The organism is Flavitalea sp., from assembly GCF_035489435.1.
GTDB lineage: Bacteria > Bacteroidota > Bacteroidia > Chitinophagales > Chitinophagaceae > DATHKG01.
On record NZ_DATHKG010000020.1, the window covers coordinates 55,807 to 75,210 of the forward strand.

15 protein-coding genes are annotated in these 19,404 nt (G+C 41.7%); 8 read left to right on the forward strand and 7 right to left on the reverse strand.

What is annotated here, in order from left to right; genetic code table 11:
- Positions 1–118 precede the first annotated feature (118 nt).
- The 4 genes from VK664_RS02965 to VK664_RS02980 all read left to right on the forward strand — a co-directional run bounded on the left by VK664_RS02965 (position 119) and on the right by VK664_RS02980 (position 7,424).
- Positions 119–2,650: a M14 family metallopeptidase gene (locus VK664_RS02965; protein WP_461397113.1), complete on the forward strand. Its 2,532-nt coding sequence runs from the start codon at positions 119–121 to the stop codon at positions 2,648–2,650.
- A 168-nt stretch (positions 2,651–2,818) separates the two neighbouring features.
- On the forward strand, positions 2,819–5,317 hold the full coding sequence (locus VK664_RS02970) for a PIG-L family deacetylase (protein WP_461397114.1): 2,499 nt from the start codon (positions 2,819–2,821) through the stop codon (positions 5,315–5,317).
- Positions 5,317–5,478 carry a hypothetical protein gene (locus VK664_RS02975; protein WP_461397115.1) on the forward strand — a complete coding sequence of 54 codons (162 nt, stop codon included), beginning with the start codon at positions 5,317–5,319 and terminating at the stop codon, positions 5,476–5,478. The genes VK664_RS02970 and VK664_RS02975 overlap by 1 nt, the downstream gene beginning before the upstream one ends.
- A gap of 119 nt (positions 5,479–5,597) precedes the next feature.
- A complete protein-coding gene (locus VK664_RS02980; protein WP_461397116.1) occupies positions 5,598–7,424 on the forward strand; it encodes a sodium:solute symporter family protein in 1,827 nt (608 codons plus the stop codon).
- Between the two features lie 121 nt (positions 7,425–7,545).
- Here the strand turns inward: VK664_RS02980 and VK664_RS02985 are convergent, their stop codons facing one another.
- Genes VK664_RS02985 through VK664_RS02995 form a run of 3 tightly spaced genes read right to left on the reverse strand, consistent with a single transcriptional unit; the run spans position 7,546 to position 10,615 of the window.
- Positions 7,546–8,382, reverse strand: a complete 837-nt coding sequence (locus tag VK664_RS02985) for a DUF2911 domain-containing protein (RefSeq protein WP_461397117.1) — start codon at positions 8,380–8,382, stop codon at positions 7,546–7,548.
- A 44-nt stretch (positions 8,383–8,426) separates the two neighbouring features.
- The gene (locus VK664_RS02990) at positions 8,427–10,013 is read right to left on the reverse strand and encodes a carboxypeptidase-like regulatory domain-containing protein (RefSeq protein WP_461397118.1); all 1,587 of its coding nucleotides are present in this window, start codon (positions 10,011–10,013) and stop codon (positions 8,427–8,429) included.
- Positions 10,010–10,615, reverse strand: coding sequence for an RNA polymerase sigma factor (locus VK664_RS02995; RefSeq protein ID WP_461397119.1), 606 nt, complete (start codon positions 10,613–10,615; stop codon positions 10,010–10,012). Before VK664_RS02995 ends, VK664_RS02990 begins: the two co-directional genes overlap by 4 nt.
- A gap of 99 nt (positions 10,616–10,714) precedes the next feature.
- Here VK664_RS02995 and VK664_RS03000 point away from each other — a divergent pair, with 99 nt between their 5' ends.
- Positions 10,715–12,736, forward strand: a complete 2,022-nt coding sequence (locus VK664_RS03000) for a vWA domain-containing protein (protein WP_461397120.1) — start codon at positions 10,715–10,717, stop codon at positions 12,734–12,736.
- Between the two features lie 104 nt (positions 12,737–12,840).
- On the opposite strand, the gene xerD is transcribed toward VK664_RS03000, so the two are convergent.
- Positions 12,841–13,746 (reverse strand): site-specific tyrosine recombinase XerD, encoded by a 906-nt coding sequence (gene xerD, locus VK664_RS03005; RefSeq protein WP_461397121.1) that lies wholly within the window; start codon positions 13,744–13,746, stop codon positions 12,841–12,843.
- Between the two features lie 102 nt (positions 13,747–13,848).
- Between xerD and VK664_RS03010 the strand changes: the two genes are divergently transcribed.
- Positions 13,849–14,352, forward strand: a complete 504-nt coding sequence (locus VK664_RS03010) for a YkgJ family cysteine cluster protein (protein WP_461397122.1) — start codon at positions 13,849–13,851, stop codon at positions 14,350–14,352.
- A gap of 188 nt (positions 14,353–14,540) precedes the next feature.
- A complete protein-coding gene (gene lipB, locus VK664_RS03015) occupies positions 14,541–15,248 on the forward strand; it encodes a lipoyl(octanoyl) transferase LipB (protein ID WP_461397123.1) in 708 nt (235 codons plus the stop codon).
- Between the two features lie 126 nt (positions 15,249–15,374).
- Here the strand turns inward: lipB and VK664_RS03020 are convergent, their stop codons facing one another.
- On the reverse strand, positions 15,375–16,262 hold the full coding sequence (locus VK664_RS03020) for a hypothetical protein (RefSeq protein ID WP_461397124.1): 888 nt from the start codon (positions 16,260–16,262) through the stop codon (positions 15,375–15,377).
- A 137-nt stretch (positions 16,263–16,399) separates the two neighbouring features.
- Complete coding sequence (locus tag VK664_RS03025; protein WP_461397125.1) at positions 16,400–17,314, reverse strand: 1-aminocyclopropane-1-carboxylate deaminase/D-cysteine desulfhydrase; 915 nt, start codon at positions 17,312–17,314, stop codon at positions 16,400–16,402.
- Positions 17,315–17,368: 54 nt separating this feature from the next.
- On the opposite strand from VK664_RS03025, the gene VK664_RS03030 reads away from it, so the two are divergent.
- Positions 17,369–18,277 (forward strand): sugar phosphate nucleotidyltransferase, encoded by a 909-nt coding sequence (locus VK664_RS03030; protein WP_461397126.1) that lies wholly within the window; start codon positions 17,369–17,371, stop codon positions 18,275–18,277.
- Here the strand turns inward: VK664_RS03030 and VK664_RS03035 are convergent.
- The gene (locus VK664_RS03035; protein WP_461397127.1) at positions 18,271–19,380 is read right to left on the reverse strand and encodes a S1C family serine protease; all 1,110 of its coding nucleotides are present in this window, start codon (positions 19,378–19,380) and stop codon (positions 18,271–18,273) included. The two genes, VK664_RS03030 and VK664_RS03035, sit on opposite strands and share 7 nt — an antisense overlap.
- Positions 19,381–19,404: the final 24 nt, after the last annotated feature.

Below are 19,404 nucleotides of genomic sequence, written 5' to 3' on the forward strand. Positions count from 1 at the left end.
ATTATCAGGCTGCAAATTATGAAATTTTAAACCGGTGATACCTGAACGATTCGTTATTTGTTAGTCTGGTCATACATTCGCACATTTGCACATCTACAATTAAATATCAAACTGCATTATGAGAAATATCTTATTGGCTTGCCTGATCGTGCTGACAGGGGCCAATTCTTTTGGCCAGCTTCAATCGCCGGAACAGTTCCTCGGCTATAAGCTCGGCTCCAGATACACTCCTCACTTTAATGTTGTCAATTATTTCAAACACGTGGTGGCGAATACGCCTTCCCAGATGAAACTGGAGCAATATGGTCAAACCAATGAAAGAAGACCATTATTATTGGCTTATGTAGCATCGCCTGAAAACTTTGCCAAACTTGAAAGTATTCGTGTCAATAATCTCCGGCTTGCCGGACAGGCAGAAGATAAACAGGCCGGTGACGAAAATGCGCCTGCAATTGTCTGGCTCAGTTATAATGTACATGGAAATGAAACATCTTCTTCCGAATCAGCGATGATGATGATTTATGAACTTGCCAATCCGGCTAACACAAAAACAAAGGAATGGCTAAAAAATGTAGTCATCATTATTGACCCATGTATCAATCCTGATGGACGGGATCGTTATGTGAACTGGTTCAATTCTGTGGTAGGCAAAAACCCAAATCCAAGAACTCAGTCCCGTGAGCATATAGAACCATGGCCGGGAGGCAGATCAAATCATTACAATTTTGATCTTAACCGCGACTGGGCCTGGCAGGTGCAGATTGAGAGCCAGCAGCGCCTGGCAAAGTACAACCAATGGTTACCCCAGATCCATGTTGACTATCATGAGCAAAGCGTGAATTCGCCATATTATTTTGCACCTGGTGCGGAGCCTTATCATGAGGTGATAACAAACTGGCAACGCGAGTTCCAGACTATCATCGGGAAAAACAATGCAAAATATTTTGACCAGAACGGTTGGTTATTTTTCACCAAGGAAAGATTTGATCTTTTCTATCCAAGTTATGGCGATACTTATCCTATTTACAAAGGCGCAATAGGTATGACTTTCGAACAGGGTGGTGGGCCAAGAGGAGGCGCCTCTGTACTTACCGACTCTGATGATACACTTACTCTTTATGATCGCTTATACCATCATTATACAACCGGTATTTCAACCATTGAAGTCAGTTCACAAAATGCCGGTAAGCTGGTACAGGAGTTCAAAAAATATTATGACAAGGCAAAATCGGGCAACAGTTCTGAATTCAAAGCTTACCTGATAAAATCCGAACCGGGTGATAAGATCACCAGGCTGCAAACGCTGCTCGATAAAAATAAAATAGATTGGAACTATTCAAACGCAGGCAACATTACCGGTGTAAATTATTTTTCCGGCAAATCTGAAACGGTTAAAGCTGAGGCAAATGATATTGTGATCAATTCCAATCAGCCAAATGGCAACCTTGTTAAAGTATTGTTTGAGCGAAGTTCAAAACTTTCTGATTCCATAACCTATGATATCACTGCCTGGTCAATACCTTATGTGTATGGACTGAAGGCATATGGGCTTTCCAATTATGTTACAGCGGTAAATAAAAACGAGAAAACAAAGTCCGGTGGTGTGACCGGTGCAGGTGAAGCGGGTTATGTTGCAAAATGGAACGGGCTCAGCAGTGCAAAATTCCTGGCTGCCCTGCTCAATAAAAAAGTGAAAGTAAGATATGCTGAACAGGATTTTACTACTATGGGCAGCGATTATTTAAAGGGCACACTGATCATAACAAAAACAAGCAATCAATCGATCGGGGCCAACCTCAGATCGATTGTTGATGAAGCTGCACGCACAACCGGAGTGGATGTGGTCGGGGTAAGTTCAACCTTTGTTGAAAAAGGATTTGATTTTGGTTCAGGCCGCGTACATTATATCAAAGCACCAAGAGTTGCATTGGTTACCGGTGAAGGAATTTCATCGCTTGGCGCCGGCGAAATCTGGCATTTTTTTGAACAACAACTCGACTATCCTGTTGACCTCATCAATGCAAACGATCTGCCACGTACTAATCTGAAGGAATATGAAGTATTGATTATGCCTGATGGTAATTACCGTTTGTTGTCAGACAAGGTTCAAAATGAACAATTGAAACAGTGGGTAATCGGAGGGGGAAGAATTGTAGCGATTGAAAATGCCGTTGCCCAAATGGCAAAAGCAGATTGGGGTTTCAAACTAAAGGAATCAGACGAAGAAAAAAAGGCAGACAAGAAAGAAGATAAAAAAGAAGATTATGCAACAATTCGCAGGTATGAGAACCGCGAACGAGAAGAAATGTTGAATTATACCCCCGGATCTATTTACAAACTTGAACTTGATAATTCTCATCCCCTTGCATTTGGGTATCCTGATTATTATTATACGTTGAAACAGGATAATAATATCTATGAATTCCTGAAGGAAGGTGGGTGGAACGTGGGCATATTGAAGAAAGACGGCCAGGTGGCCGGGTTTGTAGGTACAAAACTCAAAGACAAACTCAAAGACGGAACGCTGCTGGGTGTTCAGGAAATGGGCAGGGGAACGGTTGTATTCCTGTCTGATAATCCATTGTTCAGAAGTTTCTGGGAAAATGGTAAGTTGTTATTTTGTAATGCAGTATTTATGGTGGGTCAGTGATACCATCTTAATAAAGTCAATAAACTATGACAGGCCCTGTGCCTGTCATATTAATTTTACTGGTGTAGGTCATTATTTAACTATTGTTTATATTTCACACTTATATCTTCGTTCGATGCTCTTGCCTTTAAGCAGGATCCGAACGGAGCGCAAAATCAAAACCGCGATATGATAAAAAAGTGTACACTCATTCTTTTAACCTTTTCATTTCACATTATACTTTTTTCACAAGCTCCGCCTGTTTACACTTCAGCCGATATATATCTGCAACTGAAAAAATTAAAGGTGCTCGGTTCCATTTTGTATGTGGCCGCCCATCCTGATGATGAGAATACCCGTTTGCTGGCTTATATGTCAAAAGAAAGATTATACAGAACAGGATATCTTTCTTTAACAAGGGGAGACGGTGGACAGAACCTGATTGGAGATGAACAGGGCATTGATCTTGGTTTGATACGTACACAGGAATTGCTGGCCGCCAGGCGGATTGATGGCGCCGAGCAGTTTTTCTCCAGGGCCTATGATTTTGGATTTAGTAAAACAACCGAAGAAGCCTTGAGGATCTGGGATAAAGAAAAGATTTTAAGTGATGCAGTCTGGGTAATAAGAAGGTTTCAACCCGATGTGATGGTTACCCGTTTTCCACCCGACAGCCGTGCAGGTCATGGTCATCATTCCGGCTCTGCTGTCATCGCCGAAGAAGCCTTCAAGGCTGCAGCCGATCCAAATCGTTTCCCTGAACAATTTAAATATGGCGTTAAGCCCTGGAAGGTAAAACGGATTCTCTGGAATTCATTCATGGGAAGAGATAGTAGTGGTAAAACGGTGAGCCTTGATGTAGGAGCATATAATGCTTTGCTTGGAAAAAGTTATGGTGAGATAGCTGCTATCAGCAGGAGCCAGCACAAAAGCCAGGGCTTTGGGGTTGCAGGATCACGTGGCGTTCAGTTGGAAAATTTCACGCATACCGCAGGAGACCCGGCGAAAACAGATCTTTTTGATGGTGTTGATGTAAGCTGGAAGAGAGTGAGTGGCAGTGAAGATATCAGTGCTTTTATAGATGGGCTTATACAGCAATTTTCTTTATCTGATCCTTCACTATCGGTACCGGGCCTGGTGTCTTTGTATAAAATGCTTGATGCACTTTCGGATCCATATTGGAAAGCGCAAAAGTTGTCGGAGGTTAAGACCTTGATTGAAGCCTGTAGCGGCATTTGGCTGGAAGCCTCAACGACTACCCCTTTTGCGGTACAGGGTGACAGCATTCGCATCCAGGTTTCTATCAATAACAGGACAGGGGCAAAAGCAACTGTTGTTTCCGTATTGGTAGACAGTACAAATTCAGTCCTTAATAAGCCGCTGGATAAAAACGCAAACGTTTCAATTGCCACTACGGTACCTGTTTCAACCACGAGGACACTTTCGCAACCATACTGGCTCGAACAGAAGATGAGTGAAGGAGCATTTACGGTGAACGATCAATTAAAAATAGGTGTTCCGGAGAATCCGCCTTCCATGCAGGTTAAGTTTAACATGCTGATCGAAGGCACGGTCTTCGCATTCAACAAACCTGTAAGGTATCGTTATACAGACCCGGTAAAAGGTGAAATTTATCAGCCGGTAAATATTGTACCAGCGGCAACCTTGTCAACTGAACCAAGTGTACTGGTTTTCAGAAAAGATAAAAAAGAAGCTGCTGATCTCGAGGTCCGTATAAATGCAAACCGCAGGTTTGATAATTACCAGGCTTCTGTTTCAAACCGGATGAAACTGAGCAATACTGTTCAGAAAGATTCTGCCTTCAATTTATCCAAAGGTCTTTGGAAAGAATATAGCTTTAAAGTTGACAATTCAATGATGGGTGAACTGGAACAGGATCATGCACAGGTTTTCACAGAACTTAAGAAAGGTAAAGAAGTTTTTTCTCCTTATCTGAGCCTTACAGGGATTCACTATGATCATATTCCGGACATTTATTATTATTACCAGGATAATGCAAAGGCATTAAACATAGACCTGAAAACGGTAGGTAAACGAATCGGATATATCGAAGGTGCAGGTGATAAGGTTCCAATTGCACTCACGCAAATGGGATATGATGTTGTAACCCTTAAAGAAAGAGATATCAGTATCGCGGTGTTAAAACAGTTTGATGCAGTTATTACCGGGGTTAGAGCTTATAACGTGCATGGATACCTGTCGGACCGTAACTATGAACTGATGGAATATGTAAAACAGGGCGGCAACCTCATTGTTCAATATAATACCAATAGTTTTGCCGGGCCGATCGCTGCAAAGATTGGTCCTTATCCTTTTAATATTTCAAGGAACCGGGTTACCGATCAGACAGCAAAAGTAAAATTTGCGATGTCTGATCATGCTGTACTGAATTATCCAAACAAGATCACCGATAAGGATTTTGAAGGATGGATACAGGAACGCGGAATCTATTTTGCCGACCAGGTCGATCCGCATTACCAGATGCCACTTAAAATGGCCGATCCCGGTGAAGCGGAAAACCCTGGTAGCCTGATCATCACTGATTATGGGAAAGGCAAATTTGTTTACACCGGTCTTGTATTTTTCAGGGAACTCCCGGCAGGAGTTCCGGGTGCATACCGTTTATTAGCCAACATCATTGCATTATCACAAAAGCGCGATTTTTAATGAGTCAGATATCGAGGGGCAGGGGTCAACTGGCATTATTCCTGGCCATAGTGCTGGGATTGATAATTGGAAAATTTATAAAAAAAGCATCGATAGGCCTCATCCTGGGTTTATTGATTGGCTTATTCATCATGTGGATGCTCAGGCGAAGAAACAAGTAAATGGAAGATCAGCAAGATAAAGTTCCGGTGTTTAAAAAGTGGTATCAGTGGTACCTGCTGGTTATTCTTGTGCTGGTATTACTTATTATTTTGTTTTATTTTTTTACTAAATATTTTCGATGAGCAGGTTTGGTACTATAGACTGGATAGTATTGGTACTAACCTTACTATTGATCATCTCTTATGGGGTATATAAAAGTACCACTGAAAAAAATCTGAAAGGTTATTTCCAGGGTGACCGCACAATGCCGTGGTATGTAGTATTGCTGAGTATCATGGGTACACAGGCAAGTGCAGTCACATTCTTATCCGGCCCTGGCCAGGCCTATACTGACGGAATGCGATTCGTGCAATATTATTTTGGGCTTCCCCTGGTGATGGTTGTGGTTTGTATCACTTTCGTTCCGGTATTTCATCGTTTGAAAATCATCACTGCCTACGAATTCCTGGAACAGCGTTTTGATCTGAAAACCCGCACGCTTACTTCATTCCTCTTCCAGTTATCACGAAGCCTGTCAACAGGTATCAGTATAGCCGCACCTTCCATCATCTTATCATCTTTATTAGGATGGGACATTCTCTGGACCAATATGGTTATGGGGGGACTGGTAATTATCTACACCGTTACCGGGGGAGCAAAAGCAGTGGCATATACACAGAAAGCCCAGATGATCATTATCATACTGGGTATGTTCGTTGCCGGTTGGCTGGTAGTAAAGTTGCTTCCTGAGTCGGTTGGATTTGTGGATGCGCTTCATGTTAGCGGAAGACTGGGAAAACTAAATGTGATCACTACAGGTGTTAGTGAAAATGGATTTGACTGGAAAGACCGTTATAATATCTTCAGCGGTATTATTGGAGGATTCTTTTTGTCGCTCTCCTATTTTGGAACAGATCAGTCGCAGGTGGGTCGTTACCTCGCTGCTAAAAATGTTTCAGAGAGCAGGGTAGGTTTGCTGATGAACGGACTTGTAAAAGTACCCATGCAATTTCTCATCTTGATTTTGGGCACCATGGTTTTTGCTTTTTACCAGTTTAACAGTGCGCCGGTTTTTTTCAATGATGTGGAACTTGCAAAGGTGGAAAAAAGCAGCTATAAAGATTCTCTCACTGTTCTGAAAAAAGAGTTTGAGCTTGTGTCGCTGCAAAAACAGGCGGCAGTTAAAACATTTGCTGACTTACCGGAAAATAGTCCCGAAGAACAAAAAGCAAGCGATAACCTGATAGCTATTAATAAAAAATCAGATCAGATCAGGAGCCAGGTAAAAAAAATAATAGCCAGTGATGAGATTAAAGGTGATGGTAATGATGCGAATTATATATTCCTGAGGTTTGTGGTCGATTATCTTCCGGCCGGGCTGGTTGGACTACTTATCGCGATTATTATACTGGCCGCCTGGGGTTCTATAGCTGCCGCATTAAATGCGCTGGCTTCCTGTACTATCATTGATTTTCACAAACGTTTTTCAAAAACTGAGCTTACGCCTGCCCGTGAGTACCGGCTCTCGAAATTATATACCTTATTCTGGGGAGTGTTTTGTGTTTTTATTGCGCAGTTTGCGTACAACATCGGGAACAGCCTGATTGAGGCAGTAAATGTGCTGGGGTCACTTTTTTATGGTGTTATACTAGGTATATTCCTGGTAGCATTTTATCTGAAAAAAGTTGGTTCCAAAGCAGTATTTCTAAGTGCAGTTGTTGTTGAATTGTATATCATCCTGTCTGTGATTTGGCCCTGGTTGTTGTCAAAACTTCCTGTGTTAGGAAATATAGTGCCCGACGTTATTAATAATTTTATGAATTCAGCCAGTACAATCGGTTTTTTATGGCTTAACCTGATAGGCGCAGCAGGGGTATTCATCCTTTCTTATCTAATTCACCTGGTTGTAGGAAACGATAAAGCTGGTAGGTTTGATTTGCTTCCGGATGAGAACACGGCCCAATAAGTTGTGAGTTGTGAGTGGTGAGTTGAGTTATGAGTGATCTATCGTCTGAATGTTATGAAAACACCCATAAATGGAAAATTAAAAAAAACACCGGATGAATTACCCGGTGTTTTTTTTTAGATTACTTCAACTTCGCAAGTAATTTCTCGTTCATTACAACATAGTTATCATTTTTCTCAGCCTTAGCCAGCGTAAGTGATTTATTTGCTGCTGCAATAGCTTCTGTTTTCTTATTTGCTTTTGCAAGAATGTTTGCCTGCTGATAGATAACCCAGTAAGCTTCCGGTTGTTCCTGCGCGGCTTTGTTGATCCACTCGACTGCTTTGTTTATGTCTTTATTGTTTTCTGAATAATACAAAGCAGCCTGGAAATAAGCAGGTTTAGCAGTCTTCATGTTTTCTTGAATCTGGCTCATAACCCGGCCATCAACATCAGTTGTAATTGGCAGTTTCAAAGCAACATCTTCCCACATAAGCATCAGATCGCATCCGTTATTTTTGAGATTGCCGAATTGCATTGTAAGTGTTTCCACTTTCACCGGAGCTTTTTCTGTCTTCACTTTTACGCGAACCAGGTCCTGGTCCTGCTTATAGGCGGCAGCACCGGTAACATCAGTTTGTTTCGTAATGATAAAAGTCCATTCTTTTGGATCGGGGATAGACAACAAACCATATTTTCCGGCAGGAAGTTTTGTTCCACCAATGGTAACTTCTTCAGATAAAGTCAGGATGGTTGCGTTGTTTGCACCTGTGCGCCAAACCATACCATATTTTTCAAGATCACCGAATATTTTCCGGCCTTTAACACTGGGCCGTGAATATGATAACTCGATTGTTCCAACACCAACTTCCTGTTTGATAGTCTGGAGTGGTGAGGGGGCGGGTGTTTTCAATCCCTGCGCGAGCATAGCAAATGGCAGCATGGCAGCCAGGGCGGCAGTCATTAGTGTTTTCTTCATAATACCTTTTTTTTGCAAAGGTAACAGATTGGATAATCTAAAATTTAGAATCTCATAGTGATTGTAACAGCCGCTTTTTTGCCTTTGCGCAGCTTCCATTTCGGGCCCTCTTTTACAAGCCGGATAACCTCCTGGTCATGCTTAGCCGAAATCGATCTTATCACCCGAAACTGGGTTAACTTGTTTTTAGCTGTAACCTGGAAGCTTAGCTCTGTTTCCGCGGAACCATTCAGGACAAGGCTTGAATCTTTATTTGTCTGCAGATATTTATCCCATACAAGCCAGCCTCCTTCGGGTTCTGCCTCGCGGCGGGATACCGTTACGGAACCGGTAATATCTTTTTTTCGCTGGGTGCCATACCCGATTACAACCACTTCATTAAGCGTATTGTCTACATCGGGCAGGAGCAGGTTATTGGCTATATCATCCTTCTGAAGCCTGAAGCGCGTGGTTTCGCGGCCAACCATTGAAGCTTCTACTTCTATTACTGAATCGGGAGAAGCAATTCTGAATTTGCCATTATTATCTGTAGTATAGGTGGTGGCGTTGTTATTCAACTTCAATACAGCGTTTGATAATGGTTTGTTATCTGATGTAAAGATTTGCCCATTGAAATAATTTAGAGCTGACTGGTTGTTGTTTGTGGCTTTGCGGGAATCAAAATCAACACCGGCCACCTTACCTGAAAGCTTTGTCTCAAGCGGGGCAGCTGTTTGAGATCTCGTTGTGTCTGACTGTAAGTTTGCTGCAACATCTTTTTTGACTTCTGACTCTTCTGCTTTCTTTAATGGCATTGCTGCTTCTCGTTTTGCGGGAGCAAGTTCCCTGTCTTCTATCGCATTGGCTTTTTCATTTATTGCAATAGTTTTATCATTTGATGGAACAGCCTTTTGCGTTACAACAGCTTTTTGTTTTGCAGCATCTTTTTGTTCTTCAGCATCCTTTTGTGCTGCAGCAGTATTCTGATTTGTTGAATTAGCTTTTTGTTTTATACTCACAGTCCTTTCGTTTGCTGCTAAAGCTCTGTCTTCTCTTGAAGGAGCTGGATACTCCTCTTTTTCATCCCTGGGTTTTTCGCTGCTTTTATTTAAGATGGATTTAGCTGCGGGTTTGTTATCATCCGTTTCATCCGTTTTTGCAATATCCAGGGATGTGTCCGAATTTTTTGAACTCAAGTTCTTTGACTCCATGGTTGAAGTCTGGGGTAGGACAGAATCGACCGTAATTCCTTCAACTTCGGTTTTGTTATTCTTGTCGTTTACCGACAACAACAATTCCTCCGCACGATCAGTGTATGAACGGTATCCCAGCACTCCTGCGGTTATAATTATTGAAGCAGCCACAGCCGCCTGCCACCATTTCATATTAACAACAGGAACGAGATTACGTTTATTTTTGCCTTTAATCCTTTCAGAAAATTCTGTCTGCAGATTAATAGCTGAATTTTCCACTGAAGCCAGGCCATGTTCTGAGATCCCCGATGAAAAACCTTCTATCGCATCGGAAAGAAACGGATCCTCCAGCGCCGCTTTTTCAATGGCATGCATCTCCATGGGGGACATCTCATCCTGTACATAACGCCGGATGTCCTCTGCACTATACTTTTTTATATTTCCGCTATTGTCCTTCATTGACCGGGAAATTTTGAGATGCTTTTATCTTCAATAATTATTGCCTTTTCCATACAGATCTTCAGATTCCGCCTGCCGTTCTGGATAAAACTTCTGACTTTATTCCAGTCTATGCCGGTTATTTCCGCGATTTCCTTGTAGCTTTTGTTTTCAAGGTAAAACAACCGTACCGTCTTTTGCTGTTCATCTGATAGTGTTTCCAGGCATTTTTCCATTCTGCCAAATTCAGCTTCTTTCTCCATCACAGCAGTCAGATGCGAATCTTCGCCAGATTGCATAGTTTCTGCATGAAATTCCGAGGTTTTTATTGTCTTCGGGGACCTTAACTGCATCAGGCAGTGGTTTTTAGCGAGTGTATATAGCCATCCTTTAAAGTTGTCTATCTCGTGTTTATCGAGTTTGATCACTAATTCTTCAAAGATCTGCATAACGGCATCTTTGGCCCGCTCAGGTTCTTTAAAATATTTTAGACAAACCCCGAAAAGCAGGTCCATATAACGTTGAAATAACAGGGCAACGATATTAATATCGCGATCCTTTTTGTAGCGGGTAACCAGATCAATATCCGCAACCCCAGGGTCATTTATGTCTTTAATAAACATCAATCAGGAATAAAAATAGCAAAAACAACCATGGAAAAAATTGTTTTGGCTTTTATGTAATAAATCAGACAGGCGCATCCTGATTCAAAATAAACATATATGAAACCTCATGTAAAGCTTTTTGAAACACCTGCGCAAAGTGCAGGCTATCCGAACCCCAAGACAAAATTGTACGATGGGAAGTTAACGGGAAATAAAAATGCGGGTAAGAAATATGTTCTTGCCAGCGCCCTGATGATGATATTGATTGTTATGTCATTTACAATGCCGGTAACATTTGTACTTAACGGAACAGTCGTGGACGCTTCAACAGGTGTGGCTATAAAGGGTGTTACAGTATCAGTAAAAGGCTCAGGCACAAAGGTGCTCACAGATGCTCATGGAGCTTTCAATTTAACAATTGAAGGCAGGTCGCAGACGCTTGAATTTTCTTATGTCGGTTATATTACCCTGACAAAGAAGGTTAAAGACGGTGATAAAAATCTAATCATCAAATTAACTTCCGACCCTTCCAAACTGGAAGAAGTTGTTGTGACTGGTTATGGCACTGTAAAAAAAACCGATCTGTTAGGTAGTGTCGCTGGTGTGCAAGTATCGCCGTCAATGACCCGCAGTGTGCAGCTTGATCAAAAGGTAATGTCAAATCAATATTATAAGCGCGAACACGAAGCTCCACTACCAATGGATCGTGAAGGTTATGATGCAATAACAGAAAATGGTTTTAAAACAGTTGGCCAGGATCCTCTTTCAACATTTTCGATTGATGTAGACGCCGCTTCTTACAGCAATGTTCGGCGAATGCTGAATATGGGACAACTTCCGCCGGCCGGCGCAGTGCGTATTGAAGAGATGATCAATTATTTTAAGTATGACTATAAGGCACCTGTGAAGGATGATCCATTTTCAATCAATACTGAAATAGCAGCTTGTCCCTGGAATAATGAGCATCAACTGGTCTCCATTGGTTTACAGGGTAAATTGATTCCCACTGATAACCTTCCTGCCAGCAACCTGGTTTTCCTGATTGATGTTAGCGGATCAATGGAAAATCAGAATAAGTTACCGCTGGTGCAGCAATCCTTAAAATTATTGGTTGATCAACTACGGGAAAAGGATAGGGTAGCACTGGTTGTTTATGCCGGCAATGCCGGGTTGGTACTTCCATCCACTTCCGGAGATGAAAAAATAAAAATCAAGGATGCTATTGACCGGCTGAGTGCAGGTGGATCAACAGCTGGTGGTGAAGGAATAAAACTTGCTTACAAAACAGCCCGTGAAAATTTTATCAAACCAGGGAATAACCGCATTATACTTTGTTCTGATGGTGACTTTAATGTTGGTGCAAGTAGTGATGCAGCACTCGAAGAAATGATAGAAACAGAAAGAAAATCAGGCGTGTTTCTGACGATCCTCGGTTATGGTATGGGAAATTACCAGGATGCAAAAATGCAAAAGCTGGCCGGAAAAGGAAACGGCAATCATGCTTATATTGATAACCTGAGCGAAGCAAGAAAGGTACTGGTAAAAGAATTTGGCGGCACCTTATTTGCGATAGCTAAGGATGTGAAGTTACAGATAGAATTTAATCCCGCTAAAGTGCAGGCTTACCGGTTGGTAGGATATGAGAACCGTATGCTAAACAAAGAAGATTTTAATGATGATCTGAAAGATGCGGGTGAACTTGGAAGCGGTCATACTGTCACTGCTTTGTACGAGATAATACCGGTTGGTGTAAAATCTTCATTTATCAAATCTGTTGATGAATTAAAATACCAGAAAGAAAATACAGGCAGCACCACCAATTCCGGCGAAATGATGACCATCAAATTCCGGTATAAAAAACCTGATAGCGATGTCAGTAGTTTAATTTCTCACCCGGTTATGTTTACCTCCTCTTCAATCAGTAAAACATCTGAAAACTTCAGATTTGCTGCTGCGGTAGCCCAATTCGGAATGTTGCTTCGTAAATCCGAATACAAACAGCAGTCCTCATATCAGAATACCTGGACCTTAGCTAAAGATGCGCTGGGTAAAGACGAAGAAGGATACCGTAGTGAATTCCTGAAGATGATCAGGAATGCGCAGACGCTTCAGCAACAGGACGATGTTAGTAAACGTTAATATAGTTATGAGTTATGAGTGATGAGTGATGAGTGAGTGTAGGAGTTAAAAGTGTATGAGTGACAACTCAATCACTCATGCACTCACTCATCACTCATCACTCATCACTTCTTGACGAAGGCCGGATGAAAACGTTGTAGCGTGTCCCTAAGGAAGTCCCTGTTCAGGTGTGTATAGATTTCAGTCGTGGTTATGCTTTCATGACCCAGCATTTCCTGGACGGCTCTAAGATCAGCACCCCCTTCCACAAGATGTGTTGCAAAAGAATGCCGGAAAGTATGCGGTGAAATGTTCTTGGTGATGCCGGCTTTTTTTACAAGATCTTTTAGCATCAGGAAAATCATCACCCTCGTTAATTTAGCCCCACGCCGGTTAATGAATAATATGTCTTCATGCCCGGGTTTAACAGGCATGTGTACCCGAATATCTTTCCGGTATATATTGATGTATTTTATAGCCGATTCACCAATCGGCACAAGACGTTCTTTATCACCTTTGCCAATTACCCTGATAAACCCCACATCAAGGTAAAGACAGGAAATTTTCAGGTTAACCAATTCTGAAACCCTTAGCCCGGAGCTATACATAGTTTCGAGAATAGCTTTGTTTCTTCCACCTTCTGGTTTGCTCAGATCGATCGCGTTAATAATCGATTCTATCTCTTCAAAACCCAGCACATCGGGCAATGCCCTTTTAAGTTTTGGTGTTTCAAGCAACACCGAAGGATCTTTTGTGATGATCTGCTCCGTCAGGCAATATTTGAAAAATGACCGGATACCTGAAATGATCCTTGATTGTGAAGTGGCAGTCATTCCAAGTTCTGCAATCCATTTTACGAATCCCTGCAGATCTTTAAATTCGAGATCCGACGGGCTTTTGTCCATACCCGTAGTTTCCAGGTAAGAAAGCAGTTTATCAAGGTCGCGCAGATAAGCCTCCACAGAATGATCTGCAAGCGATTTTTCAAGTTGAAGATAAAACTTAAAGCCTTTTTTATAAGATTCCCACATATTGACGGGGGTAACTATTGTTGATGCCCAAGGGGCAAATTTATGTTTGATGATGTATATTCGTTCCGTTCATGATAACAAAATAAATTTCAATTTTCATTCATGCTTCCCACCAACCTAAGGTCGTTCCGGCTAAAAGTGCGTAAGAATAAATCCGTCATGAAACGGTTCCTGTCGAAGATCGACAAAAATCCGCCAAGAGGCCTTGATTCTATGGCCATAGTTGCCGATAAGGAAGTATGGCAGGAAATAGATTGTTTGTCCTGTGCAAATTGTTGCAAGACCATGTCACCGACTTTCACGAATTCAGATGTAAAACGGATTGCTGCTCACCTGGCCATGTCAGAAGAAGCGTTCCGGAAAAAATGGCTTTATCGTGACAGGAACAAAGACTGGATAAATAAGATCCAGCCATGCCAGTTTCTTAACCTGGAAGACAATAAATGCAGTATATATGAAGTTCGTCCAAAAGATTGTGCCGGATTTCCACATCATACAAAAAGGCGCATGGTCGACTACATGCATGTGTTCAAACAGAATATCGAATATTGTCCCGCAACCTACCGGCTGGTAGAAAAGATGAAAGCCAGGATAACAGGATTATAACTGAAGGGGAAGGATTACTTGCATATTGCCGCTGGCAAGAACCACTGGTATTTAACTACAGGGAAGAATCATCCGCATAACTGCCAGATTCGCACAGTTCCATAACCGTTCTGAGGTATCACTTTGATAAAGCTGCCCCACTTAACCATCACGGTAAATTTCTTAACTTTGCAGTCTAAATAAGACGTTTGAGCGGACAGCAGGTTTTTTTCGAGGATCTGGGAGAGATAAGTTATAAGTCAGCCTGGGATTACCAGGAAGAACTGCTTGCCCATAACGTCCTGGCGAAAAAGGATGGAGCTGCGACAACAAATCACCTTTTATTTCTTGAACATCCCCTGGTATATACATTAGGCAAGAGTGGTCACGAGGAAAATATTCTCATCAGTGAAGCTGACCGCATTGCAAAAGACATTGAATATTATAAGGCAAACCGTGGGGGAGACATCACTTTTCACGGACCCGGCCAGTTAGTGGTTTATCCTATCCTGGATCTCGAAAAATTCTATACTGATATCGGCAGGTACCTGCGTAACCTGGAAGAGGTTGTAATCGACACCATGGCTGTTTATGGCCTCAGCGGTGAACGGTCCAAAGGGGAAACGGGAGTTTGGCTCGATCCAGGTATTCCAGGCATGGAACGCAAAATCTGTGCAATGGGAGTAAGATGCAGCCGATGGATAACCATGCATGGGTTTGCTTTTAACATCAATACCGATCTCTCGTATTTTGATTATATAATTCCCTGCGGTATCAAAAATAAAAAAGTTACTTCCCTTGCCAATGAACTCGGCCACGAGTTACCATTCAATGAAGTAAAATCTACCCTTAAAAAAAGCTTCGAAAAAGTGTTTCACTCTAAATTGACCTCAGCAAAGCACGGTCATGAGTTATGAGTTTTGAGTTTTGAGTTTTGAGTTATGAGTTATGAGTGATGAGTGAGTTGTGAGTTATGAGTGAGTTTTGAGTGAAAAGTGATGCATTTGCTTTCATAACTCATAACTCATAATTCATAATTCTCTTCAAAAGTCTTTAGAGATAAAGAACCTATGTTTTTCTTTCAAGTTTTCGTCTTCGTACAGCTCAAACTTAAACCATCCTGCGTGATGGAAATTTGATTTATCAAGAGTGAGAAAAACCTGCTTAACATGTTTGATTTCAAATAAAGCAGAATTGTCGTCTTCAAAAAACCGGATGGAATATTTCTTTTGCAGTGCTTGTGGTAATGCGATGGTTACATTGCCCTCTTTTTCTGTAAAGACATACTGAGATGGTTTATAAACCGGTATCGGGATGAATGGCTTGATAACTACTGTGTCGATGCTGTTTAATACCAAAGTATCCTTTGTCCTCGAGATGACTGAATCGCGGAACCGCCTGAGATATTTTTGAGAATACTCCGCAATAACACTATCCCTTCTCTTCAAAACAAAAAATTTCTCCGGCTCTGCCTTCCTGTTATCCTCTAGTTTTTCTTTGATTTTTTCTGTCTCATTTTCGTTAAGGTTTGCCGAAACAATCACTCTCCGGTCAGCAGCACTATTTTTACTTTCGTTACCAAACTCAGCACTTGTATCCAAATACGCACGTTGCGAACGGGAAAAAACGTATTTGCCACTATCCAGGACTATGAACAACCTGTAAAATACATTACCAATAGGAGCTTTGGTATCAACAAACCCATTTTGTGGCAGCTTGGGATCAGGTACTGTAAGAATCGTCTTAAAATTCCTGGCGCTGTCAGTAGAACGTTGAATATTCAACTGGGTTACAACAGGGTAAGCATTTATCCAGCTGATCAGGTTACGGCTATTTCCACGGGAAGAAGCCGAAAATTTTGGTAGTGTATCCTGGGCAATCAGCCCGGCTGGTAAAAAAAACAATAAAACAGAGACCCAAAACCTGTTCATGAAACGAATAACGAATTTATTATGGATGTATTTTGCCGGGCGAAGATAAGGAACTTGATTCAAGCCCCCTGTTGCAGGAAACCTAATAAAAATGCACATAAGGGGATAAAAAATGAAAACGGAGATTTAGCCGGCTGTCAAAAAATCAGCTTATCAGCTTTAGACCGGTTGCCCTGTAGCCCCCCGCTGTGAATGGCAAGAATCCGGGTTCCGGGGCTAAAATGTTTTTTTTCAATCAGGTCATGGATGCCAAACATCAGTTTCGCCGTATATACAAAATCAGTTGGAAGCTGGTGATCCTGCCATAACTGATTCATGAAATCGATCAGTTCAAATGATTTTTTCGCATATCCGCCGAAATGATAATTATAAAAAATAGTGAATGGTCTGTCGGAATGCAAGCGGATAAAATTTTCGATATCATTCCCCGGACCGATTTTTAAACTTGAGATTCCAAGTAGTTCCTGTTTTTCGGATGCTCCCTTTATCAGCCCGGCCATCATAGTGCCGGTACCCACAGCACATGCAATTATATCATAAGCTGATGAATCGCGTACTTGAAGAATTTCGGTTGCACCTTCTACACCTTCATCAGATTGTCCTCCTTCAGGGATTAATTTAAAACCCGGATATTCCTGATTTAAAAGGATATTTAATTGTTTCTTATCCGCATATAATTCACGGCTGACAAATATGGGTTTCATTCCATATCCTATCGCATCATTTAAAGTTGGGGAAAACATGGCAGGTTGTTCCCCACGGATAACGCCGATGCTTCGCAGGCCCACAGCATTACATAAATAAGCAAGAGCAACAAGGTGGTTGGAATATGCACCACCAAAACTGATAATACCGCTCATATTCGTTGCTAAGGCATTTTCTATCGCAACTTTCAATTTAAAATATTTGTTGCCTGAAATTACCGGGTGAACGAGATCAAGCCTCAATACATCCACTGAAACATCGGCTGATTCGCAGACCGACAACAGCAATGGTTGCTTAATGATAGCTTCACGATTGATTAATTTTGTGAGATTAGATATGGCAGGCATAGTTTTCGACCAGTTATTTTTATATTTTCGTTCCTCAAAATTAAAATTACAATAATGCAACCAACCCTTTTGATACTTGCTGCAGGTATGGCTTCGAGATATGGCAGTATGAAACAGATTCAGTCGTTTGGCCCGGGCGGTGAAACTATAATGGATTATTCAATTTATGACGCAATAAGGGCAGGATTTAAGAAGGTAGTGTTTATAATCAGAAAGGAATTTGCACAGGACTTCCAGGGTATCTTCGAAAAAAAACTGGAAGGTAAGGTTGAGATTGATTATGTGTACCAGGAACTCAGTGATTTTGTGGATGGTTTTGAAGTACCTGCAGATCGCTCAAAACCATGGGGTACCGCACATGCTGTACTTTGTGCAAAAGACCAGGTGAAGGAACCATTTGCCGTTATCAATGCAGATGATTTTTATGGCAGAGATGCCTTTGAAAAAGCTTATCAATTTCTTACCGGGGACGTAAATGCTACTACTTATTCAATCATTGGATATGAGCTCTTAAAAACTTTGTCCGATCACGGAACAGTTAATCGCGGCGTTTGCCAGGTTGATAATGAGGGAAATCTAACAGGTATAGCCGAGCGCTTAAATATTTCCAGGCAGCCGGATGGCAGGATAACCTGTGATGATGGCCAGGAGCCTAAGGAACTACCTGTTGATTCAAAGGTTTCTATGAATTTCTGGTGTTTTGATACTTCCATTTTTGACTACTCTCAAAAACTATTTAGCGGGTTCCTCGCGGAAAGCGGTAATCAACCAAAATCAGAATTTTTTATTCCTATCGTTGCAGACAAGTTTATCAATGATGGTGTTGGCAAAATCAGGGTGATTCCAACATCTTCCCAGTGGTTCGGTGTTACTTACAAGGAAGATGCTCCTGCCGTAACAGAAAGTTTAAATAAATTGGTAGAAAGCGGGGAATATCCGCAAAGTATCTGGAACAATCAATAACTCTTAACCATAAATACGCAATCTTCGATCCTGCGTATCTGCTGCACCCTGTCCAGGCCTTTAAGTACTGAAGCCGTTGGTAACTTCATTGACTGGATAGAGGTGTCGTTGGATTTGTCTTTGCGGATTTCCTGCAAGGCAGCGTAAATATTTTTTGAGTTGATGGCAAAGACAACTCCCTGTGCCTGAACCTGGCGGGTGTTGATAATGCCGATAACCTCTCCATTTTTGTTGAAAACCGGACCGCCGGAATTTCCCGGGTTTGCAGCCACCCCAATCTGGCAGCTGAGCGTATCCCCGTTAAAACCGGTTTTTGCGCTCATATAACCTTCATTATATACAATCTCTTCGCGCGGAAATCCTAGTGTAAACAGGGATTCACCTAATTCAGGACCGGATTTACGGATATTATATGGTACAACGGGATTATTCTTAAAGTCATTATCTTCTACCTTAAGGATTGCGATGTCTGTCAATTCATTTTCATACACGATGCTTGCCCGGAATTGCTGACCCTTATTGTTCTGAATAATCACAGATTTTGAACCTTTCACAACGTGTGCATTGGTTACGAGATAACCCTTGCCATCAATCAGGAAACCGGTACCGCCGGATATCGGTAAGGCATTTTCAGGTGCTTTTGTAGGAAACCTGTCTTTTACCTTATTATATACTTCGTTGGTACGTTTTGCAACTTCCTGCTTGAATTCTCTTCTCAACTGTTCGATTTCTGCAGTATTCACCTTACGTGAATAATACATTGTCATACCGGCTATAAGGAGGGTAGTGATACCTGCTATAGAAGCGGCGACTGCGGTCACCCGTTTGTATCTTTTGAAAATGCTGACTACTTTTCCGGGTGCCGGCGTTTTATGTACCAATCCCTGCCCGGAAAGCCTGTTATGGATTTCATTTAACTCTGATTTAAAGAGTTTTCGTTCGCCATAAACGCTTAGTTGCTCAAGGAAAAGGGTATGTTCCACTACCATCTGATCCACTTCCGGATCATCCTTCCGCAACTGTTCAAATGCTAACGCCTCGTCGCTGGTCATTTCTTTGCGGAGATAACGTTCAACATTTTCGAGTAACTGAAGATCTTGCATCACGGTATTGTTTGTTTTTGTATT